Source organism: Microbacterium sp. HJ5 (assembly GCF_054824025.1).
Map to the genome: position 1 here is coordinate 54586 of NZ_JSYE01000014.1, position 20335 is coordinate 74920.

A 20335-nucleotide genomic window follows, 5' to 3' on the forward strand; every position below is an offset into this window, starting at 1 on the left:
CACGGTAGCCCGCCCGCCCTGCGGGGCGGGTGGGCTTGCGCCGACCCGCCGACCCGCGCATAGGCTGATGCGGATGCGCGAGTTCGCCCGAGGGATGGGGATGCTGGGCCAGGGGTTCGCCTCGTGGCGACGGCGCCCGGGGCTGATGGCTCTGGGACTCGTGCCCGCCGCGATCGTCGGCCTCGTCTTCCTCGCAGGACTGGTGACCCTCGGCAGCTTCCTCCCGAGCATCGCCGAGGCGATGACGCCGTTCGCCGATGGCTGGCCCGGCCTGTGGGCGACGGTGTTCCGCATCGCGGTGGGGACGGCGCTCGTCGGGGCGGCGCTCGTGCTGGTGGCGGTCTCGTTCACCGCGGTCACCCTCGTCGTCGGCGAGCCGTTCTACGAGCGCATCTGGACCGCGGTGGAGCGCGAACTGGGGTCGACCGGCATCGAGGTCGGCTACGGCTTCTGGCGCTCGGTGGCCGACGGCCTGTCGCTCCTCGCGCGCGGCCTCGGCGTCTCGATCGTCGCCGCCCTGATCGGTCTCATCCCGGTGGTCGGCGGCGTGGTCGCCACGATCTTCGCCGTCACCGTGACGGGGTGGCTGCTCGCAGACGAGCTCGCCTCGCGCGGGCTCACCGCCCGCGGGATGCCGACTGCCGACCGCCGCCGGCTGATGAGGCGCCACCGCGCTCGCGTGCTGGGCTTCGGGGTGGCGACGCAGCTGTGCTTCATGGTTCCGCTCGGCGCCGTCGTCACGATGCCCGCGGCCGTGGCGGGCTCGACGATGCTCGCGCGCTCGCTGCTGGAGCCGGATGCCGCGCCCTCGCGTGACGGCAGCGCCTAGGTGCCCGTCACCTCGGTGAAGGCGGCGTAGACCCCGTACACGGCGAGACCGGCGAGGTGCCAGTCGGTCGGCCCCTCCGGACCCAGATCGACGGTCCGCGCGCGATCCACGAACGGCGGGTCGATACGGCGATGGTCGCTCATGCCATCGATCACCGACATGATCGCGAGCGCCAGGTCGCGCTCGGTGACACCCGCGCGCATCCGCAGGCCGACGGCGGCGTTGAGCTGCTCGTAGAGCGCGGCCATCCGCTCGAGGTAGCGCCCTTCGATCTCGCCCAGGAGTGCGCGGATCTCGTCGCCGCCGGGCACGGCGTCGCCGCTTGCGAGGGCCGCCGACATCGTGCGGTAGGCGCGCCAGGCGACGCTGCTCTCGACGGCGACGATGTTGTGGGCGACGGTGACCCTCACGGCGGAGCGCAGCGCGAGCTGACGCTCCTCGGCCGTGCCGGGTCCGCCCTCGCGGGGGGTCAGCACCTCGCCCAGGACGCGGAGCGTCTCACCGTCGAAGCCGGCGTCGAATCCCGGATCCGCCTCGAACAGGGCGCGGACGAGGTCGGCGATGAACGCCATGCGATCGGGCCAGATGCGGAACACGGTGGAGCGCGGGACCCCTGCCGTGCGAATGAGGTCCTCGAGCTCGAGGTTCGCGTAGTCGAGGAGCAGCCCGTCGGATCTGACGCGCTCGACGGCCGCCGCGAGCAGCAGAGCGCGTGTCTCGCCGGCGGGCTTCCGTGATCGAGGTTCGGGATCCCCCACGGTTCGATTATCGCCCCCGGCGACGAGGAAAGGGCGCCGAACGCGACGGGCAGCGGAAGAGTCTCCGGTGCCGGGCCCCCAGGACCCGGCACCGGCCCGTTCCGCCGGGCTGCGCATGCCTTCTGCGGATCGACTGTGCCCGATTCCCAGCGGGCACTCTGGACACTCTAGAGACTGGAAGTCTCATGTCTCAACTCGGATGTCGGAAGCTCTTCGATATCCGTGTCACGAGGCGCCCGCGCGCCCACCCCGCCTGCCAGAATGACCGACAGAGCACGGGGGGTGCCATGGTCGGGGCGGACGGCGCGGGGCGCGCTTGGTGGGTGGCGGTGGTGTGCGGCATGGCGTCGTACATCGACGCCTCGGCGATCGCGGGCTTCAGCAGCAGCGTCGTGATCTTCCAGGGCCTGGGTATGCTCTCGCCCGCGCAGGTGGGGATCGCTTCGGCCTGCCTCACGATCGGCATCGCCGTCGGCGCGCTGGTCGGTGGGCGGCTTGGCGATCGCCTCGGCCGGCGCCCGCTCTTCCTCGCCACCGTCGGCATGATCGTCATCGCGGCCGCCATGCTGCTCTTCGCCGACACGGTCACGACGATCATCCCCGCCGCCCTCGTGATGGGTCTCGGCGTCGGCGCAGATCTGCCCGTTTCGCTCGCGACGATCTCGGAGGCCGCGGGGGAGGAGCGTCGAGGCCGGCTGCTGGTCTTCTCGAACATCCTCTGGATCACCGGCATCGCCGCGACGCTCGGCCTCGTGACGATCGTCGGCGACCGCGGGGCGGACGCCGTGCGGATCATCTTCGCCCACGTCGGCGTGGTGGCGGCCGTCGTCCTGCTCGCGCGGCTGTCGATCCCGGAATCCCGGGCGTGGCGGATCGCGCGTGAGGAGCGGCGCGCGGGGCTCGCGACCGTGCGGGCACAACAGCATCGCGCGCGCGCCCTCCTGGCGCGCCCGTACCTCGCGCCGTTCCTCGGTCTCATCGTGTTCTACGCGATGACCAATCTGATCGCGAACACGAACGGCCAGTTCGGCCCCTACGTGCTCGTGAACTACGGCGGCACGACGGTCGCCGAGGCGGGACGCATCCTGATCATCTCGATCCCGCTGGGCATCATCGGGTTCCTCTGGTTCATGCGCATCGCCGATCGCGGCGTGGTCTTCGCGTACTTCCGCGTGGGCGCCGTCTGCGGTGTGTCCTCTCCGCTCGTGCTGGCGGTCTTCGGGGTGAGCCCGGCGAGCTACATCGCGGCGCTGGTGCTCGGCGCGGTGGGCAACGTCTTCGCCTTCGAGGCCGTGATGAAGATCTGGACCCAGCAGTCGTTCCCCACCCTCCTGCGCGGCACCGCGCAGGGCGCGATCATCGCCACGGCACGTCTCGTGGCGGCCGGCTTCGCCGCGGTCACGCCGCTCGTCCTCCAGGTGGGGCCCGCCGTGCTCTACGTCGTGATCGCGACGGCCGGCGCGGTCGGTGTCGTCGTGGCCTGGATCGTCTTCCGCGATCGGGTGGGCGAGAGCGCCTTCCTGCACGAGCAGGAGACGATCGGCGCGGCCGCGACGCCCGGTGCGTCTGCCGCCCCGACGCCGTCGGTCTAGTTCACCGCCCACGAGGGGTCAAGCCCGGCGGACGCGCACGCGGCCGCGGCCACAATGGACCGATGGGAGTCCGTGCGCCGCGACTGCCCGCGGGCAGGCACTTCGCCGTCACGTGGTCCGTCCCCGACGACTTCGGCGGCATGACCGAGGCGATGCTGCGGCGCTCGCGCGCGTTCGACCAGGTGGCGGACACGCCGGTCGACGTGCTGACCTTCGACGCGCGGCCCGACTACCCCGAGGTCGAGCGACGACTGCGTGCCTCGGGTGCGCTGAGCCCCGGCATCCGGATCCTCAACCTCTACGACTGGCTGCGGGAGCACGAGCTGCCGGGATCCTCCGGCGTCGTCGCGCCCTCCATGCCCGTCGCGGCCGGCGACGCGGCCGTCGAGCGCATCCGCGACGGCGCGGTGCTCTCACGCGTGCGCCACGACGGCGAGGGGCGGATGCTGCAGACCGACCACTTCCGGGCCGACGGGTCGCTGCTGGTCGGCGATCACCGCGACGCGCGACGGAGGGGTGAGGTCGGCGGGCGCCGCATCGTGCTGCACGATCGCCGAGGGAACCCTGTGCGGGAGTGGCGGCGGATGTGGCATCTCTATGCGGACTGGCTGGATGCCCTGACGGCGGGCGAGCCGAGCTGGTTCATCGTGGACAGCAAGACGATCGCGCCCTTCATGCTCGATTACCGCCGGCCGCACGTGTTCACCGCGCACGTCGTGCACGGTTCGCACCGCGACGCCTCGGGCGCGCTGAAGGCATCGCGTCGCACCGCGCTCACCCGATCGCAGCTGTTCGACGTCGTCGCGGTGCTCACCGCGTCGCAGGCGCGTGATCTGCGCCGGGATGCGCCGCCCGGGCGGAATGTCGCCGTCCTCCCCAACGTCGGCCCCGCGCGCCCTTCGATGGTGACGGATGCAGCGCGTCCGGTGACGAGCGGCATCGTGATCGCCTCGCTCACCAGGCGCAAGCGCGTGTCGCACGCCATCGCCGCCGCCAGGCTCGTCACCCAGTGGAGCGCCGCGCCGATCACGCTCGACGTCTTCGGCGACGGCGAGAGCCGTGCCGCCCTCGAGCGGCAGGCGGCGGGCGACCGGGGCATCCGGCTGCACGGGCACGTGCCCGATGCGCGGGAGCGCCTCGCCGCGGCATCTTTCGCCCTGTTCACCGCGCATTCGGAGGGGTTCCCGCTCGCTCTCGTCGAGGCGATGGCGGCGGGCTGCGTGCCGATCGCCTACGACATCGACTACGGGCCGCGCGACATCATCCGCGACGGCCGCAACGGCTTCCTCGTTCCCGCCGGCGATACGGCGGCGCTCGCGCGGGCGATCGCGCGCTTCGTGGCGCTGCCCGAACGCACGCGGCGGCGGATGCGCGAGCGCGCCGTGCGCTCGACCCGGGCGTTCGCGCCGGAGATGGTGGTGGGGGAATGGGCGGAGGCGTTCGAGCTCGCCTGGATGCGCCGCGCGCTGCGTCGCAGTCCCGCCATACGCGCCGCCGCGAGTCGCTGGCCGGCTGCTCGGGACGTCGCGACCACCGCCCTGCGAGCAGTGACGCGCGTGCGGCGCGTGTCGAGATGGGCGGCCGGCAGCCCCGGATGAGACAGCGCTTCACGGGCTTCGGGTGGACCGCTGCGGACTGCGGGGACGTCGGGTCTGACCGCCGATCGGGTCGCGCGCAAGGGGTCGCTCCCGCGCCGCGGTATCGGCTATACGTGGGAGGGTGAGCACCCCCGCCTCCCCCGCCTCCGAGGAGGACCTCGCCGAGGTCGACGCCCGCCGCTCCGTCGTCCTGGTCATCGGCGTGGCGGCCACCGTGGCGTTCGCGCTGCTGCGCGTCGTGGTCGGCCTCGGCGGACACCAGCCCCTCGACCTCGACGTCTGGTGGCACGACCTGATGGTCGCCACGGCGACGCCTGCGGGCCTCGTCGCCGCGTGGGTCCCGGCGATCGTCGGCGGGACCATCGGCATGATCGTCATCGGCATCGCGATCGTGGCGCTGTTCGCGTGGCGGCGAAGGCCGTGGGATGCCGTCACCATGGCCGCCGCGATCGTCCTCGTCGTCGCGATCGGCGCTCCGATGGCCGCGATCATCGCCCGCGTGAGGCCCGAGAACTCGCTCGCGGAGAGCGTTGCGACCTCGTTCCCGTCGGGGCACACCGCCGTCGCGACGACCGTCGCCGTGACTCTCGGCCTGCTGCTGCGGCGATGGTGGGTGTGGGCGCTCGGCGCGACGTGGGTGGTCTACATGATGTGGAGCCGCACCTACCTGTACGCCCACTGGCTCAGCGACGTCGTCGCGGGAATGCTCGAAGGCGTCGCGGTCGCCTGCCTGGTGTGGACCGCGGTCGAGGCGCTGCGCGACCGCCGCTCGCGCAAGTCCGTCGCCGCCGCCGACGAGGTCGTCGCCCCCGGCTCCTGACCGCCTGCGGTCGTTCGGGACCGCTCTCGGAGGTGGCGTCAAGCCCTGCGACGAAGAGCCGGCGGCTCGCTACGATCTCGCCGTGAGCACCGCAAAATCCGCCGCACGCGTCGCGCAGGACTCGACCGCGTTCCGCGTCATCGCCCGCATCGGCTACGTCGTCCTGGGCATCGTCCACATCGTCATCGGCATCATCGCCATCTCCGTCGCCACGGGTGGCGGCGGCGAGGCCGATCAGGGCGGTGCGATGGAGCAGATCCGCAATTCCCCGGCCGGCGTCGCCCTCCTCTGGGCCATCGCCATCGGTCTGACCGCGCTCGCGGTCTGGCAGATCGCCGAGGCAGTCGTCGAGTCCGACCCCGACGGGAAGAAGAAGTGGGGCCATCGCATCAAGTTCATCGGGACTGCCGTGGCCTATCTGGCCATCGCCCTCACCGCTGTCGTCTACGCGCTCGGCGGCAACTCCGACTCCTCGCAGTCGACGTCGTCCTTCAGCGCACAGCTGCTCGCCACACCCGGCGGGGTCGTGCTCCTGATCCTGGTCGGCCTCCTCGTCTTCGCGATCGGTGCCGCCTTCGTGGTGCGAGGGGCGACAAGGGCGTTCGAGAAGCATCTCGCCACCCCGGGCGGTGCGGCGCGCAAGGGCATCGTGACCTTCGGTGTCGTCGGCTACATCGCCAAGGGCATCGCGGTCGCCGTCACCGGCATCCTTTTCGTCGTGGCTGCGCTGACGCACGACGCGGAGGCGGCCGGCGGGCTCGACGCCGCCGTGCACGCGCTCGCCGAGCTGCCGTTCGGCCCGGTGATCCTCTGGGTGGTCGGTCTCGGGCTCGTGATCTACGGCCTCTTCTGCTTCGCCCGGGCGCGCTACGCCCGCATGTGACAAGGTGCTGCGTCGGGGCGTTCGGACCATCACGGCCGACCGGTATGCGCCCCGAGGGGGGCCTTGCGGCAAGGCCCCCCTCGGTCGTTGTCCTGCAAATGCGTTCAGTGGTGGAACGTGCCCGCTTCCTCCTCGGTCATCGAGTTGACGATCGGGTGCCGGTCGAAGTGCTCGATCGCAGCGCGGTAGTCGCCCATCAGGAGCGACGCCGCATCGCGGTCGAAGCCCTGCTTGACCAGGATGCGCTGCACCGGCAGGTCCTGCCGATTCGGGGGCATCGTGTAGGCCGGCACCTGCCAGCCGCGGGTGCGCAGCCGGTCGGCCAGGTCGAACAGGGTGAAGCCGTGGTCGACGCCGTCCTTGAGCTTCCACGACACTGCCGGGATGCCGTTCGGCGCGCTGCCGTCGTTGATGATGTCGAAGTGACCGAGCTTGGAGATCTCCTCGGTCAGGTACATGGCCGTGTCGTGGCATGACATCTGCACCTTGCGGTACCCCTCGCGCCCGAGACGGACGAAGTTGTAGTACTGCGCGACGATCTGGCCGCCCGGACGCGAGAAGTTCAGCGCGAAGGTCGGCATGTTGCCGCCGAGGTAGTTCACGTTGAAGATCAGGTCCTCGGGGAGGTCCTCGGCATCGCGCCACACGACCCAGCCCACGCCCAGAGGGGCGAGGCCGAACTTGTGGCCGGACGTGTTGATCGACTTCACCCTCGGCAGGCGGAAGTCCCACACCAGCTCGGGCACCGTGAAGGGGGCGAGGAACCCGCCACTGGCGCCGTCGACGTGGATCGGGATGTCGAGCCCCTTCTCCTCCTGCAGCTTGTCGAGCGCATCGCTGACCTCGTGCACCGGCTCGTACTGCCCGGTGAACGTGACGCCGAGCGTGGGCACGACGCCGATCGTGTTCTCGTCGACGCGCTTGATGACCTCGTCCGCGTTCATGATGAAGCGGTCGCCCTCCATCGGGATCTCGCGCAGCTCGACGTCCCAGTAGCGGGCGAACTTGTGCCAGCAGACCTGCACCGGACCCGTGATCATGTTGGGCTTGTCGGTCGGCTTGCCCGCCTCGCGCTGGCGCGCGCGCCAGTTCCACAGCAGGGCCATTCCGCCGAGCATCGCCGCCTCGCTGGACCCGGTGGTCGACGTCCCCAGGGTGTTCGCGGCGTCGGGGGAGTTCCACAGATCGGCGAGGATGTGCACGCAGCGCGCCTCGATCTCCGCCGTCTGCGGGTACTCGTCCTTATCGATCATGTTCTTGTCGAGGGTCTCGGCCATGATGGTGCGGACTTCGGGCTCGAGCCACGTCTGGCAGAACGTGGCGAGGTTCTGTCGCGAGTTGCCGTCGAGCATCAGCTCGTCGATGACGACCTGATAGGCGTGGCGCGCGAGATGCTCGTTCTGGGGCATCCGATACTTCGGGAGCGAGACCGAGAGGTCCGTCGAAGCGAACACCTCGTCGAGCAGCTCGTCTCTGACGTCGTCTTTCTTGTGCAGCATTTCCGTCTTCCTCCGGTTGTCAGTTCGCGGTCTTGGGGCTCTGGATCACCATGATCGGCACCGACGCGATGATGCCGAAGACGATCAGCAGCGCCATGACCGTCGTCATCCACCCGATGTCCAGTTGCTGGAAGTACACGTCGAAGGCCTGGAGCACGCCCTGGGTGAGGTTGATGTGGGACGACGAGACGCCGACCGACAGCGCCAGCGTCGGGAAGATGTCGTCGACGAGTCAACGAGGCAAGAATCGCGGATGCCGCGGACGCTGTCAACGGATCCGGACAGTGTCTGCGAATCTCACCCGGGGCGGGTGATCGACGGGCGGGATCACATCGAGAAACCGCCGAGGAGTGCGATGCACGGGCCGATCACGATGAGCCAGGTCGCCGCCGAGACGATGAGCACGCCGGTCGCGAACCGTCGCCAGCGCCGGGAGATCATCAGCAGGCCGGCGGCGATCACGATCGCGATGAAAGGCCAGATGAAGCCCCAGATCGAACCGATCATGCCCATGGTTCCGAGGACGAGCACGAACCCCAGCACCGACACTCCGCAGCCGGTGCCGATCCCGGCGCCCACGCCCGGTCCGCCCTCCGGCTTCTGCGGCGGTTCGGCCGAGGGGGCGAAGGCGGGCGGAGGCGTGTAGCCGGGCGGATAGCCGTTGTACGCGGGCGGCACGTCGCCGGGCGGAGGCGCGTAGCCCTCGGCGGGCGGGCCATACGGCGAGGGCGAGGCGGCCGGTGACGGGTCGGCCGGCGTCTCGCCCGGTGTCTCGTCCGGCGGTCCGGGCGGCGTCGGCTCGTCCGGGTTCTCAGGCGGTCTGTCCATGCGGGGCCATCCTCTCTGCAGGGAGCACGAGTCCTCCGCGCCATGCCTTGTAGGCGAGGCGGGTGAGGAGCAGCGGAATCGTCACGATCAGGAAGAGCTGGGGACGCGTCATCCCGAGCCATGCGATCTCGTTGCCGCGCACGAACTCCACCAAGAAGCGGAACATGCCGTACGCGGCGATATAGATGGTCAGCAGTTCGCCCGGAGCGACCGGCCGGTGACGCAGCCAGAGCCACAGCGCAAGGAACGCGGCGAGCTGGAAGACGATCTCGTACACGAAGCTCGGGTGCAGGGGCACGCCGGCGGGCGCGCCGACGCGCGCCGCCGCCACGGCGTCGAGAACGATGCCCCACCCGGTGCCGGTCGGAGTCCCCGGCTTCTCGGTGAGGAGGCATCCGAAGCGTCCCACCACCATCGCGATCGCGACCGCCGGAGCGAACAGGTCGCCGGTGCGCGGCCGGTACTTCACGATCCGCTTGGCGACGTGGACCCCGAGCCACGCGCCCACGAGGGCGCTGAGCATCGACGCGTGGCCGAAGGCGAGCTGCTCGAACAGTGAGAGGTTCTTCGCCGGGTCGAGGTGCTGCGCCCAGGTGCCGAGACGCGAGAAGAGGGCCGCGCCCGCGAGAGCGCCGAGCACGAGGTACGGCACTCTCGGATCGGTGACGCCTCGCCGACGCGACTCCGCGAGGAAGACGAGCCCCGCAGCCCCGAGCGCCAGGGCGACGAACGCCGAGTGCGTGTCGATCGGCGGTCCCCAGCCGAAGAGGTCGTGCAGCGTCGGGAACACGGCGTCAGCTCCAGACACCGAGCCAGAGCATCACCCAGAACGGCACGGCGACCGCCGCCAGAACCGCGATCACCGACAGGTAGAGCAGCACGAGCCGGGTGTCGCCGAGCTTGCACCGGGACCGAAGGAGGCCGCGCCGCCGCGCCGAGGTGTATCCGGCGATCGCGATGACCGCGAACGCCAGCACCGCGATGGGGCCGAGCAGGCATGCGATCACCGCGACGGTGGTGTAGACGCACAGTCGCAGTGGGTCGAACGGAGGGGCGGGGTCGCCGACCGACTCGTCGTAGCGGTTGAGCCCGCCCGCGTCGAAGGCGCTCATGAGACCGTCACCGGGATCTCGCGTCGTCCGCCGGTCGCCGTCGAGAGTCGCCGGCGCGACAGCGGTGCCCACGCCTGCACCGCGCAGAAGGGGGCGCACTGATGCGCCTCGGTGGTCTCGTTCACGGTCGCGACGTGCACGCAGCACTGCGTGAGGCGCTCCTCGATCATCGTGTTGATGTCCATGAACGGCTTCACCGTGACACGCAGCACGCGCTCGCCGAGCATCGCGCGCAGACGCTTGTGCTGACCGGGCAGGGCGGAGGTCGCGAGCGCCGTGAGCGTGCCGATCCCCAGGTCGCAGTTCTGGCAGATGTCGCGCCAGATCGATGACATCGACGGGTGCGAGAGCGACGACTGCTCGCTCAGCAGGTCCAGCAGCGACCCCTTCACCGCCTCTTTGAGCGCCCGGTTGATGGAGCTGTCGGCGATGCGATTGGCGAGGAGGTCGGGCTGCAGGTCGAGGAATTCTTTGAGCCGGTCGTGCCCGATGAGCGCCGTGAGCGACTTCCATTCGCCGGAGTCGTCGCGCAGCAGGTAGCCGACGGAGCAGCAGTGCGGGTGGCTGCACGGGAGCGCCGTGAGGTCGCGCCACGTCACCTCGCCGTCGGTCTGCGGGCCCAGGCGCGTCAGCACGCCGGTGTGCGTCAGCCGGTCGTTCGGATCGATCCCCGACGAGCGCCCTGAGCCGAACACCGGCTGGATCGTGACGCCGCCCACGTACGGGGTGGCCATCGCCCGGCGGATCACCGCGCCGATCTCGCCGTCGTTGACGCCGAGGGTGGCGGTCATGGTGAGGGTGGTGAACACCCCGGCCTCGGAGAGGCGGGCGAGCGCGCGCTCCTTGAACCGGCGGATGTCGGCGCCGCGATGGAACGCGGACGCCTCGGCGCTCTCGCCGTCGTACTGGAGGTAGATCTCGACGCGCTCGCGGTGCCGCTTGAGCACCTCGACGAAGGCGTCGTCCTGCGCGATGCGCAGACCGTTGGAGTTGATGAGGATGCGCACGATCGGACGCGCGACGAGGTGCTCGAGCAACTGCTCCAGCCAGGGGTAGAGCGTCGGCTCGCCGCCGGAGAGCATCAGGACGTCGATGCGGTCGTTCTCGCGGGCGAGGCGCGCGTCGACCGACGCGAGCACCTCGGCGAGCGGGGCGATCGCGGAGGCGGCGGGGCTCGACTCCGCGAAGCAGGTCGGACAGCGCAGGTTGCAGTGGTCGGTCAGGTCCTCGAGAAGGATGCAGGTGTGCTGGGTCTGCATCTGGGGCAGCCCGTCTTCATACGCGGACGGCACGGGCTTGAAATTGCCCAGCGTGTCGGGCGTGTGCACCTTCGTCGGCGCCGTCCACTCCTCGAGATACGAGAGGATCTCGGCCGACTCGTCGTAGAGCGTGCGGACGAAGCCGTGGACGGGGCATCCGCGCTCCAGCCAGACGCGGCCGTCGCGGACCGCGAGCCAGCCCGAGAGGCGCGCCACCTGCGAGAGCTCGCGGTCGGGGTCCTCCTCATGGCACTGAGGGCAGAACGCGTTGACGTAGCGGTGGACGCGGTAGTCGCGCAGCGGCATGCCGGCACCGGTGCTCTGGCTCATGCGCCCAACATAGACCCCGAGTCTCGTCCGGACCGGAGACGAGCGCGGATCGGTGGAGACCGCGCGCGCCCCCGCGGATCACACGTAGCCGAAGGCGGGCGGGAAGACGACGACGACGATCGCCGCCCATGCCAGATAGACCGGGATGAACCCGGTCTGCCAGCGCTCGAGGCGCTCGTACCGGGCGCGTCCCATCACGAAGCGCAGCTGCAGCCACGCGGCACCGGCCAGATTCGCCAGCAGGATGAGGTTCAGCCCGAGTGAGGTCAGCTTGTTGGGGCTGGCGCCGAATTCGGCGATGCGTCCGATCATCGCGATCAGCACGAGCAGGTCGACGAGGATCGCCGCGATCACCATCACCAGCTGCAGGCGATCGAACCACGACGCCGGCGCCATCGGGTCGCGCGCCGAAAGGGCGTACAGGAGCAAGCCGAGGACGACGACCAGCACGACATCGAAGATGATCAGCATGTCGCGCTGCCCGAACATCTCGGAGGATCCGCTCGCCGGGTCGACCAGGCTGCCCTGCAGCAGGCCCGCCACGAAGAAGGCCAGGAGCAGCACCGTGAACAGCGGGGTGAAGAGCTTCGTGAGCACGGGGGCGATGTTCTCGATGACGCTCTGCTTCGCCTCGACGAGCCACCCGGCGATCACGACCGCGCCGGCGATGCCGCACGGGAGCAGCCAGTTCTCGACGAAATCGGCGGCGTCGAGGCCGATGGCGCCGAACACGCCCATCGTCAGCGCGATGAGCACGCCGCCGCCGAGCGCGATGAGCACGAAGTAGACGAACCATTCGCCGGTGAAGCGCACGAAGTCCATCCGCGCTCGACTCGACCGTATGTCGCCGTCGGCATACGCGATGCCCGTGACGATCCACAGCGCCACGATCGCATGGACGGCCGCGAGGAAGAGCGTGGTCGCATCCGCGCCGAAGGGGTACAGGTTCAGCACCAGCGCGGCCAGCACGAAGGGTGCGGCGACGATGACGGCGGTCGCCATCGACGACTTCCGGCGCACCAGGAAGTAGGCCGCGAGGAACGGCAGCACGAGCACCGCGATGTTGCGCGCGTAGAAGTCGCCGTCGTCCTCGAAGCCGATGCCGAACAGCGCCGGGATCTTGACGGCGGCGGCCGCGCCGAACGCCAGCGCGATCGCGAGGGGCAGGGCGCGCGACCGCGGCGCGGCAGCCTCGGGGTCGGCGATGACGAGCTGCTTCCACAGCCGGTCGGAATGCTCGCGGGCGAACTCGCGCGAGAGGTCGTCGAGACCGCCCATGCGCTTCACCGCGACGAGGAACGCCTCGTCAGGAGCGAGACCGGATGCCTCGAGCCGTCCGATCTGGTCGCGGAGATGGTCTTCGAGCTCGTCGACGTCGCGGCCGGCGATCGCGTCACGGCGGCCGACGTACTCGCGCCACGCGGTGATCTGCTCTTCGAGGCGGGGGTCGAGTTCGGGGGTCATGCGGGTGCACCTCCGAGGGCGAAGGAGCTTCGGCCGTCACGGTCGGCCCACACCTTCTGCAGCGCGGTGCTCACGACGCTCCACTGCCGGCGCTGCTCGGCGAACGCAGCCTCGCCGCTTCCGCTGAGGCGATAGTGCTTGCGCGGTCGCCCGGCCGGCGAGGCGCTCCAGGTGGCCTCGATGTGGCCGAGCCGTTCGAGACGGTGGAGGAGGGGATACAGCATCCCGTCGCTCCACTCGAGCTCACCGTCGGAGAGCTCGCTCACCCGCTGCAGGATCGCATAGCCGTACGACTCGCCTTCGGCCAGGATGCCGAGCACCATCGGGGTCGCGGCGGCCGCGACGAGGTCTTTGCCGATCTTCATGTTCCTTCTCCTATACCTAGAACCACAAGGTACATAGATCTACAAGGTAACACGAGGGGGCCGCGAACGCGCCCCCGCACCGCGGTATCGCCGGGGAGCGGTGGCGGGGCGGTTCGGTAGCCTGGTCCGGGGGCGAGGCATCCGATCCGCCCGAAGGAGACCCGCATGCCGCTCGTCGTGATGGGCGTCTCAGGGTCGGGCAAATCCACCGTCGCCGCCGCGCTCGCCGGTGCGCTCGGGGGCATCTACCTCGACGCCGACGACTTCCATCCCCCTGCGAACGTCGCGAAGATGGCCGCCGGCACGCCGCTGACGGACGAGGACCGGATGCCGTGGCTCCACGTCGTCGGCGAGGCCGTCGCCGTACAGGCGGCGAAAGGCCGGCTGGCTGTCGTGGCGTGTTCCGCGCTGCGCCGCCGCTACCGCGACGCCCTGCGCGAGACCGCGGGCGAGCTGTTCTTCGTGCAGCTCGACGGCACTCCCGAGCTGCTCGCCGCGCGGATCGGCGCGCGCACCGACCACTTCATGCCTCCGTCGCTGCTCGCCTCGCAGCTCGCCGCGCTCGAGCCCCTCGAGGCGGACGAGCAGGGAGCCGTCGTGAAAGTTGACCAGCCGGTGCAGCACATCGTCGCCGAGGCGCGCAAGCGGTGGGACGCGCGCGCCGGAGTCTGACATCCTGTAGGCACGCCGGCGGTCTTCGCCGCACCGCACGAGGGGAACCACATGCCCGGCAAGTACGACCTCGAGACGACCACGCTCGGCCAGCTCCTCGACGATCCCGAGGCGCGCGGCATCATCGTCGAGCTGGTGCCGGAGCTTCCCGACCACCCGATGATCGGCTTCGCGAAGGGCATGCCCGCCGCCGCCGTGCTCAAGATGGCCGGCAGTCAGCTCCCCGCCGACACGCTCGAGCAGCTGAAGACCCGCATCGCCGCGCTCTGACGCGGCCGGCGCCCCCGCACTCCGACGCGGCGCGCGTCACTCGACCGCGTTCGCCAGCTCGACCCTCCGGCGCTCGCGCATCGCGAGGAACAGCGGGAAGGTGAAGGCGAAGGCGGTGACAGCGGCGCCGGCGACGTACAGCCACCCGAACCTCATACCCAGACGGCGTGCCTCCGCGATGATGAAGACGCTGCCCGCGACGGCGACGACGAGCAGATCCACCGAGATCGACGACACCGCCGGTCCGCTCGTCACGAGGTCGCCGACGAAGTCGCGCAGCTCGACGATCGCGAGCACGTTGAAGTACCACGTGCCGATGAGCCCGGCGACGGCCAGGAGCAGGAAGACGACGGCGAGCGGTGTCCAGTAACGGGTCATGGGCCGATTCTCCCGCCCCTGGCATGATGGCCGGGACCCGATTGGAGCGCGCATGACCGACACCGCCTGGCTTCCCGCCGACTTCGCGCACCCGCTGCGGGCCGAACTCGTCGACGGCGTGCACCTGCGCCCGATCCGCGCCGCAGATGTGGACATCGACATGATCGCCGTGATGGGCAACCAGCAGATGCTGTGGGCCATCTACGGCGAGGCGTGGGGCTGGCCGCCGGCCACCATGACGCGCGAGGCCGACGAGGAGGACCTCGCACGCCACGCCGCCGAGATGGAGACCCACGAGTCCTTCAACTACGCGGTGCTCACCGCCGGCGAGGACCGTCTGCTCGGCTGCGTCTACATCGACCCGCTCGAGCCGGTCGACGGCGCCGTCGCCGCAGAGGTGTCGTGGTGGACGGTGGCAGACGCCCCCGCCGGCGTCGCCGAGGCGCTCAACGCGTTCGTGCCCGAGTGGCTCGCGCGCGAGTGGCCCTTCGGCCACGTGAGCTACCCGTTCAACGAGGGCGCGCCGCGGCCCTGACGCGCGACAGCGGGGCGTTCACGATCCCCGCGCCGAGCACGACGAGCGCGGCGGCGATCGGCGCCAGCAGCGCCGTCTGCGCACCGGCCGTCTCGGCGAGGACGCCGGTGAGAGCGGATGCCGCGGACTGACCCACCACGACGGCCGAGCCCAGCATCGTCATGACCGTGGCCGAACGGCCGAAGGGACTGCGACCCGCGGCGAGGCTGTACTGGGTCACCAGGGTCGGGCCGATGCCGACGCCGATCACCAGCAGGCACAGCGTCATCGCTCCCACGCTCTGCGCGAACGGCAGGGCCAGCGTGCCCGCCGCCAAGATGCCCGCGAAGACGAGCCAGCGCGCGGTCAGCGTGAAGCGCGCCGGGAACAGCGCGACGCCGAGTGCCAGCGCGGCCGAGCCGATGCCCATCGCACCGTAGACGAGACCCGCCTGCTCGGGGGCGCCGCGCTCGGCCATGAACGCGGTGAGCGAGGTGAGCATCGCACCGAAGAACAGCCCCATGCCGAGCGCTCCGACGACGGTCGCCATCAGCGCCGGGCGTGCCAGCTCGCGCGCAGGAGCCTGCTGCGGCTTGGCGCCCGCTGCGGCGGCGCCCGCGTTCGCGGTGGGGTGCAACGCGAACGCGCTGACGAACACGAGCGCGAGCACCGCGGCGCCGATCACGGGCGCGGCGGGATTCAGGGTCGTCGCGAGCACGCCGACGATGACCGGGCCGAAGACGAACACGATCTCGTCGGCGGCCGACTCGTAGGCCATCGTGCCGCCGACGACGGACTCGCGGCGGTCCTTCGCGAACGACCGGCCGATGATGCCGACGAGGCGGCTGCGCGAGAGCGGGGCGACCTGCGGCATCGAGGCGCCGATGAGGAAGGCGACGCCGAGCAGTGCGGCATCCGGAACCGCCGCGAAGGCGAGCCACGCGATCGCGAGCAGAAGCAGGCTGTTCACCGTGCCCGAGATCAGGAGCACGCGGCGCTGGCCGAAGCGATCCGCCGCGGCGCCCAGCAGCGGGCCGATCAGCGCCGTGCCGAGGCCCGTCATCGCGGAGGTGAGTCCGCCGAGCGCGAGGGAGTCGCGCGCCGAGACGACGAGGGTCAGGATGCCGACCACCATCATGGCGAACGGCAGCCGCGCGATCAGCGCGATCGGGAAGTAGGCGAAGCCCGTCTCGCGGACGAGCGAGGTGCGGCGCGGTGCGGCCAGAGTGGTGTGCATCGAAGATTCCTGTGTGCGTCCGCCGCGATTCGCGGCAACTCGTGCCGCCTTGATCCGCGTGGGGCCAGGTAGATACACATCCGGGATGGTGCCCCCAGTCTAGCGGGGGCACCTGTCCGGACTCTGAATGGCGGTCAGACCGCCTCGGGGATCCACACCCGCATGGTCGACGGGCCGCGCTCCGCCCACTCGTGGTAGGGCACGAGCGGCACCTCCGCCGTCGTGGCGTCGCGCTCGGTCACCGGCTCACCGTAGGGCCACCGCGCATCCTCGAGCGGGAGCCGCCGGACCGCGATCCAGACGCGCCCGTCGCGCTCCACCGGCTGCGCTCCCGGGACGATGCCCACGCAGCCGACGTCGTCCACGCCCGCAGGCACGAGGTCGGTCGACTCCAGCGCCAGCACCTCCGGGCCGCGCTCGATCGCGACGCAGCCTCGTACCGCGTCGATGCGCCCGTCGGGCGTCGACACGCGCGGCTCCATCGGCAGGTCGAGCTGCACGATGTCGCCGCTGCGGAACGCGTGGCGGATCTCCACCATGCCCGGATCGACCGCGCGCTGCTGCACGAAGTCGGCCGTGACGATGCGCAGGGACGCCCCCGACGCCCACGACGGGACGCGCAGGCTGAGGGTCCACGGCTCGTCGGAGTCGGTCGTGTGCGTCACGACGATGCGTCCGTCGGCGGGGTACTGGGTCTCGACCTCGAACGACACCACCCGGCCGTCGTCGAGCGACGTGCGCACCGAGGACGGCGCGTACTGGTGCAGCTGCACGCCATCGGAGTCGGCCGTGGCGAGGTACGCGTCGAGGCTCGCGAGCGTGCGGGCGACGTTCGGCGGGCAGCACGAGACCTCGAACCACGGCGCGCGCAGAGACGACGACGCGCGCGGCGAGGTGCCGTCGGGGTCGGCCGGCACGCCGGGGACCCGCTGGTGCAGCGTGTTGGCGTAGTAGAACGAGCGGCCGTCCGGGGCCGGCGAGGTCGCGACCACGTTGAACAGCGTGCGCTCGATGAGGTCGGCGTGGCGGGCCTCGGCTCCGGCCAGCAGCAGGCGCCACGAGAACATGATCGAGCCGATGCTCGCGCACGTCTCGGAGTAGGCGCGGTCCGGCGGCAGCTCCCAGTCGTCGCCGAACGCCTCGTCCTGATGGTGCGAGCCCTGGCCGCCCGTGATGTACGTGCGGCGCGCAGAGGTGCGGTCCCACTGCCGGCGCAGCGCCTTGAGCAGCTCGCCGTCGCCGGCGTCGACCGCGACGTCGACGGCTCCGGCCGCGAGGTAGTTCGCCCGCACGGCGTGACCGCGCAGCACCTTCGCGTCGCGCACGGCCATGTCGTCCTGGAAGTACTTGCGGCCCCACTCGATGTCGCGGAGCGTGCCGCGCCCGTGGCGCTCGACGAACAGGCGCGCCTGTGCGAGGTAGCGGCGATCACCGGTCGTCCGCGAGAGCTCGGCGAGCCCCACCTCGACCACGGCGTGACCGCAGATGGCGTCGCGGCCGTCGGGACCGAAGGTCGCGCAGACGAGGTCCGCCGCCCGCCGAGCGACGCCGATCAGCCCGTCGTCGGCTCCGGGGCGCGTGCGCTCACGCGCCACCGCTGCCTGGAACAGGTGGCCGAGGCAGTAGAGCTCGTGACCCCATTCGAGGTCGGACCACCGGGCGCCCTGCCCACGCCGCCCGAACATCGTGTTGAGGTATCCGTCCTCTTCCTGCGCGGCCGTCACGCGGGCCACCACCTGGCGGAAGCGCTCTTCGAGCGCGTCGTCGTCGGTGCGGCCGATCTCCCACGCGAGGGCTTCGAGGTACTTGTAGACCTCGGAGTCGGAGAACTCGCGACCGCGCCGGCCCGCCGGCAGACCGCCGCTCACGGCGAGGTCGAAGTTGGGCAGCCAGCCCTCGGACTCGAGGCGCGACCCGATGTGGTCGAGCGTCTCGCGGCCGTTGACCGTCTGGCGATCGCCCCAGAACCCACCGGTGATGCGGACATCGCCGAGGCCGAGCGGCCGCAGCCGCCCACGTCCGGGCACCACGGGCGCCTGGGGCGCGGGGGTGAAGGTGTGCATGGTCATCCCTTGAAAGCTCCCGACATGAATCCGCGGACGTAGTGGCGCTGCAGCACCAGGAAGAGCACGATGCAGGGCAGCGCCAGGACGACGACACCCGCCTCCGTCGCGCCGTAGTCGATCACGCCCATCACCTGACCGCGGAGGTTCGCCACCGCCAGCGGCAGCGTCATGCGATTGGTGTCGTTGATGAGGATCAGCGGTGCGATGAAGTCGTTCCACGCGGTGAGGAACGCGAAGAGGCCCACCGTGATCAGGCCGGGCTTCACCGCCGGAAGCAGCACGCGCCACAGGGCGGTGAAGCTGTTGCAGCCGTCGACCAGCGCGGCCTCGTCGAGCTCCTTCGGGATCGACTCGAACGAGATCCGCATCATGAACATCGAGAACGGCAGCTGGAACATCGTGAGCACGAGCGCGACGCCGAGAAGCGAGTTCTGCAGGCCGATCGCGTTCAGGATGACGTACAGCGGGATGAGCAGCGTCGCGTACGGCACCATCAGGATCGCCAGCACGAGGAGGAACAGCAGGTTCTTGCCCGGGAACTGGAACCGCGCGAAGGCGTACCCGCCGAGGAACGACACGACGAGCGTGAGCAGCACCGTCACCAGCGACACGAAGAGCGAGTTGCCCAGGTAGACCCAGATGCCGGCCTGGAAGTTGGCGAGCGAGACGTAGTTGCCGAAGCCCCAGCCGTCCGTCTGTGCCGAGCCCGCCTGCGGGCTGAACGACGACACGGTCGTCCACACCAGCGGGTACAGGAAGATGATCGCGAGCGCGGCGGTGAAGATGCCGTACGGGATGCCCCACACCAGGCGCGTCGAGCGGCGTCGCGCGAGGCGCGGAGTGCCCTTCAGCTTCGGGGCGACGATCGTGCGTGTCGATTCGGTGGGCGCTTGTGTGAGAGCCATGTCACGCCTCCTCGGGACGGTTGAACGCGCGCAGCTGCACGACGTTGATGACGATGAGGGCCAGCAGCACGATGACCGACAGCGCGGCGGCGATGCCGAGGTTGTTCTGGCCCTGGAAGGCGATGTTGTAGATGAGCTGGACGATCGTCATGGTGCTGTTGTCCGGACCGCCCTTGGTGAGGATGTAGAACTGGTCGAAGGCCAGCAGCGACCCGGTGACGCAGAGCACGATCGTCAGGGCGAAGGTCGGGCGCAGCAGCGGCACGGTGATGTGCCGGAAGGTCTGCCAGCGGCTCGCGCCGTCGATGCGAGCGGCCTCGAAGACGTCCTCGGGGATGCCCTGCAGTCCTACGAGCATGAGCAGCATGTAGAAGCCGGCGTACCGCCACACGATGAGGAACACCGTCGACCACAGCGCGCCCTCCGGCGTGCCGAGGAAGGTGATGCCCCACGACTCCATGAGGTCGGCGAAGGGGCCGGCGAACGGCGAGTACAGCACGTAGAAGAGGAGGGATGCCGAGGCGAGGCCCAGAGCGCTGGGGATCAGGAACGACGTGCGCAGGAATCCCTTCCAGGCCGACGACTCCTGCACGAGCAGCGCGAGGCCGAGACCGAGGCCGACCAGCAGGACGGTCGTGATGACGGTGTACTTCAGCGTGAACCAGATCGAGTCCCAGAACAGGCGGTGGTTCACCGCGTCCACGTAGTTCTCGGGGAGGTTCCACCCGAGGTTGCCGCGCAGCAGGGGCCAGTCCGATCCCGACATCTGCAGCACGAGCAGCAGGGGGATGAGGAACAGCGCCACGACGAAGATCGCCGTCGGGGCTGCATACAGCCAGCCCTGGACCGGGCCGCCCAGCGGGCTGCGCGCCCGCGCCCGCGACTTGCGGATCGATCGTGCGGTGGTGGTGAAGGCCACGTCATCGCTCCTTGGAATGGGGCCGGCGGGGTGCGCT

22 protein-coding genes are annotated in these 20335 nt (G+C 70.5%); 8 read left to right on the forward strand and 14 right to left on the reverse strand.

Translation table 11 applies throughout. From position 1 onward, the window contains the following. Positions 1–73 precede the first annotated feature (73 nt). Positions 74–829 carry an EI24 domain-containing protein gene (locus tag OB08_RS08050; RefSeq protein WP_461473918.1) on the forward strand — a complete coding sequence of 252 codons (756 nt, stop codon included), beginning with the start codon at positions 74–76 and terminating at the stop codon, positions 827–829. Here the strand turns inward: OB08_RS08050 and OB08_RS08055 are convergent. Further along, positions 826–1587, reverse strand: coding sequence for a hypothetical protein (locus OB08_RS08055; RefSeq protein ID WP_461473920.1), 762 nt, complete (start codon positions 1585–1587; stop codon positions 826–828). The two genes, OB08_RS08050 and OB08_RS08055, sit on opposite strands and share 4 nt — an antisense overlap. 287 nt (positions 1588–1874) lie before the next feature. Here OB08_RS08055 and OB08_RS08060 point away from each other — a divergent pair, with 287 nt between their 5' ends. The 4 genes from OB08_RS08060 (at position 1875) to OB08_RS08075 (ending at position 6480) form a co-directional block, all read left to right on the forward strand. Beyond that, the gene (locus OB08_RS08060; RefSeq protein ID WP_461473922.1) at positions 1875–3179 is read left to right on the forward strand and encodes an MFS transporter; all 1305 of its coding nucleotides are present in this window, start codon (positions 1875–1877) and stop codon (positions 3177–3179) included. Positions 3180–3241: 62 nt separating this feature from the next. Then, positions 3242–4777, forward strand: a complete 1536-nt coding sequence (locus OB08_RS08065; RefSeq protein ID WP_461473924.1) for a glycosyltransferase — start codon at positions 3242–3244, stop codon at positions 4775–4777. A gap of 121 nt (positions 4778–4898) precedes the next feature. Then, positions 4899–5597, forward strand: a complete 699-nt coding sequence (locus OB08_RS08070; RefSeq protein WP_461473926.1) for a phosphatase PAP2 family protein — start codon at positions 4899–4901, stop codon at positions 5595–5597. Positions 5598–5679: 82 nt separating this feature from the next. After that, positions 5680–6480: a DUF1206 domain-containing protein gene (locus tag OB08_RS08075; RefSeq protein ID WP_461473928.1), complete on the forward strand. Its 801-nt coding sequence runs from the start codon at positions 5680–5682 to the stop codon at positions 6478–6480. A 104-nt stretch (positions 6481–6584) separates the two neighbouring features. On the opposite strand, the gene OB08_RS08080 is transcribed toward OB08_RS08075, so the two are convergent. From OB08_RS08080 to OB08_RS08115, 8 genes are all read right to left on the reverse strand, one after another. After that, positions 6585–7979, reverse strand: coding sequence for a glutamate decarboxylase (locus tag OB08_RS08080; RefSeq protein WP_461473930.1), 1395 nt, complete (start codon positions 7977–7979; stop codon positions 6585–6587). Positions 7980–7998: 19 nt separating this feature from the next. Beyond that, entirely contained in the window at positions 7999–8136 is a 138-nt protein-coding gene (locus tag OB08_RS08085) for a hypothetical protein (protein ID WP_461473931.1), read from the reverse strand. Between the two features lie 170 nt (positions 8137–8306). Then, on the reverse strand, positions 8307–8807 hold the full coding sequence (locus OB08_RS08090) for a hypothetical protein (RefSeq protein WP_461473932.1): 501 nt from the start codon (positions 8805–8807) through the stop codon (positions 8307–8309). After that, entirely contained in the window at positions 8791–9615 is an 825-nt protein-coding gene (locus OB08_RS08095; RefSeq protein WP_461473933.1) for a prolipoprotein diacylglyceryl transferase, read from the reverse strand. The genes OB08_RS08090 and OB08_RS08095 overlap by 17 nt, the downstream gene beginning before the upstream one ends. Beyond that, positions 9602–9919 carry a hypothetical protein gene (locus tag OB08_RS08100; protein ID WP_461473934.1) on the reverse strand — a complete coding sequence of 106 codons (318 nt, stop codon included), beginning with the start codon at positions 9917–9919 and terminating at the stop codon, positions 9602–9604. Before OB08_RS08100 ends, OB08_RS08095 begins: the two co-directional genes overlap by 14 nt. Further along, on the reverse strand, positions 9916–11508 hold the full coding sequence (locus OB08_RS08105) for a radical SAM protein (RefSeq protein ID WP_461473935.1): 1593 nt from the start codon (positions 11506–11508) through the stop codon (positions 9916–9918). The genes OB08_RS08100 and OB08_RS08105 overlap by 4 nt, the downstream gene beginning before the upstream one ends. 78 nt (positions 11509–11586) lie before the next feature. Beyond that, a complete protein-coding gene (locus OB08_RS08110) occupies positions 11587–12972 on the reverse strand; it encodes a permease prefix domain 1-containing protein (RefSeq protein ID WP_461473936.1) in 1386 nt (461 codons plus the stop codon). After that, positions 12969–13337 carry a PadR family transcriptional regulator gene (locus OB08_RS08115; protein ID WP_461473937.1) on the reverse strand — a complete coding sequence of 123 codons (369 nt, stop codon included), beginning with the start codon at positions 13335–13337 and terminating at the stop codon, positions 12969–12971. The genes OB08_RS08110 and OB08_RS08115 overlap by 4 nt, the downstream gene beginning before the upstream one ends. Positions 13338–13502: 165 nt before the next feature. On the opposite strand from OB08_RS08115, the gene OB08_RS08120 reads away from it, so the two are divergent. Beyond that, positions 13503–14009, forward strand: coding sequence for a gluconokinase (locus OB08_RS08120; RefSeq protein ID WP_461473938.1), 507 nt, complete (start codon positions 13503–13505; stop codon positions 14007–14009). A gap of 51 nt (positions 14010–14060) precedes the next feature. Then, the gene (locus OB08_RS08125) at positions 14061–14279 is read left to right on the forward strand and encodes a hypothetical protein (protein ID WP_461473939.1); all 219 of its coding nucleotides are present in this window, start codon (positions 14061–14063) and stop codon (positions 14277–14279) included. A gap of 36 nt (positions 14280–14315) precedes the next feature. Here OB08_RS08125 and OB08_RS08130 read toward each other — a convergent pair whose 3' ends face one another. Further along, positions 14316–14657 (reverse strand): DUF2834 domain-containing protein, encoded by a 342-nt coding sequence (locus OB08_RS08130; protein ID WP_461473940.1) that lies wholly within the window; start codon positions 14655–14657, stop codon positions 14316–14318. Between the two features lie 52 nt (positions 14658–14709). Between OB08_RS08130 and OB08_RS08135 the strand changes: the two genes are divergently transcribed. Next, positions 14710–15192: a GNAT family N-acetyltransferase gene (locus tag OB08_RS08135; RefSeq protein ID WP_461473941.1), complete on the forward strand. Its 483-nt coding sequence runs from the start codon at positions 14710–14712 to the stop codon at positions 15190–15192. Here OB08_RS08135 and OB08_RS08140 read toward each other — a convergent pair. From OB08_RS08140 to OB08_RS08155, 4 genes are all read right to left on the reverse strand, one after another. After that, on the reverse strand, positions 15167–16408 hold the full coding sequence (locus OB08_RS08140; protein WP_461473942.1) for an MFS transporter: 1242 nt from the start codon (positions 16406–16408) through the stop codon (positions 15167–15169). The genes OB08_RS08135 and OB08_RS08140 overlap by 26 nt on opposite strands. A gap of 134 nt (positions 16409–16542) precedes the next feature. Beyond that, positions 16543–18477 (reverse strand): glycoside hydrolase family 127 protein, encoded by a 1935-nt coding sequence (locus tag OB08_RS08145; protein WP_461473943.1) that lies wholly within the window; start codon positions 18475–18477, stop codon positions 16543–16545. After that, on the reverse strand, positions 18474–19379 hold the full coding sequence (locus OB08_RS08150) for a carbohydrate ABC transporter permease (RefSeq protein ID WP_461473944.1): 906 nt from the start codon (positions 19377–19379) through the stop codon (positions 18474–18476). Before OB08_RS08150 ends, OB08_RS08145 begins: the two co-directional genes overlap by 4 nt. Position 19380: 1 nt before the next feature. After that, positions 19381–20298 (reverse strand): carbohydrate ABC transporter permease, encoded by a 918-nt coding sequence (locus tag OB08_RS08155; protein WP_461473945.1) that lies wholly within the window; start codon positions 20296–20298, stop codon positions 19381–19383. Between the last annotated feature and the right edge of the window lie 37 nt (positions 20299–20335).

What these genes read in the sequence shown, in the direction of transcription:
- OB08_RS08050 (WP_461473918.1), top strand. Translation starts at nt 74, where the DNA reads ATGCGCGAGTTCGCCCGAGGGATGGGGATGCTGGGCCAGGGGTTCGCC.
- OB08_RS08060 (WP_461473922.1), top strand. Translation starts at nt 1,875, where the DNA reads ATGGTCGGGGCGGACGGCGCGGGGCGCGCTTGGTGGGTGGCGGTGGTG.
- OB08_RS08065 (WP_461473924.1), top strand. Translation starts at nt 3,242, where the DNA reads ATGGGAGTCCGTGCGCCGCGACTGCCCGCGGGCAGGCACTTCGCCGTC.
- OB08_RS08080 (WP_461473930.1), bottom strand. Translation starts at nt 7,979, where the DNA reads ATGCTGCACAAGAAAGACGACGTCAGAGACGAGCTGCTCGACGAGGTG.
- OB08_RS08090 (WP_461473932.1), bottom strand. Translation starts at nt 8,807, where the DNA reads ATGGACAGACCGCCTGAGAACCCGGACGAGCCGACGCCGCCCGGACCG.
- OB08_RS08100 (WP_461473934.1), bottom strand. Translation starts at nt 9,919, where the DNA reads ATGAGCGCCTTCGACGCGGGCGGGCTCAACCGCTACGACGAGTCGGTC.
- OB08_RS08105 (WP_461473935.1), bottom strand. Translation starts at nt 11,508, where the DNA reads ATGAGCCAGAGCACCGGTGCCGGCATGCCGCTGCGCGACTACCGCGTC.
- OB08_RS08110 (WP_461473936.1), bottom strand. Translation starts at nt 12,972, where the DNA reads ATGACCCCCGAACTCGACCCCCGCCTCGAAGAGCAGATCACCGCGTGG.
- OB08_RS08115 (WP_461473937.1), bottom strand. Translation starts at nt 13,337, where the DNA reads ATGAAGATCGGCAAAGACCTCGTCGCGGCCGCCGCGACCCCGATGGTG.
- OB08_RS08120 (WP_461473938.1), top strand. Translation starts at nt 13,503, where the DNA reads ATGCCGCTCGTCGTGATGGGCGTCTCAGGGTCGGGCAAATCCACCGTC.
- OB08_RS08125 (WP_461473939.1), top strand. Translation starts at nt 14,061, where the DNA reads ATGCCCGGCAAGTACGACCTCGAGACGACCACGCTCGGCCAGCTCCTC.
- OB08_RS08130 (WP_461473940.1), bottom strand. Translation starts at nt 14,657, where the DNA reads ATGACCCGTTACTGGACACCGCTCGCCGTCGTCTTCCTGCTCCTGGCC.
- OB08_RS08135 (WP_461473941.1), top strand. Translation starts at nt 14,710, where the DNA reads ATGACCGACACCGCCTGGCTTCCCGCCGACTTCGCGCACCCGCTGCGG.
- OB08_RS08140 (WP_461473942.1), bottom strand. Translation starts at nt 16,408, where the DNA reads ATGCACACCACTCTGGCCGCACCGCGCCGCACCTCGCTCGTCCGCGAG.
- OB08_RS08145 (WP_461473943.1), bottom strand. Translation starts at nt 18,477, where the DNA reads ATGACCATGCACACCTTCACCCCCGCGCCCCAGGCGCCCGTGGTGCCC.
- OB08_RS08150 (WP_461473944.1), bottom strand. Translation starts at nt 19,379, where the DNA reads ATGGCTCTCACACAAGCGCCCACCGAATCGACACGCACGATCGTCGCC.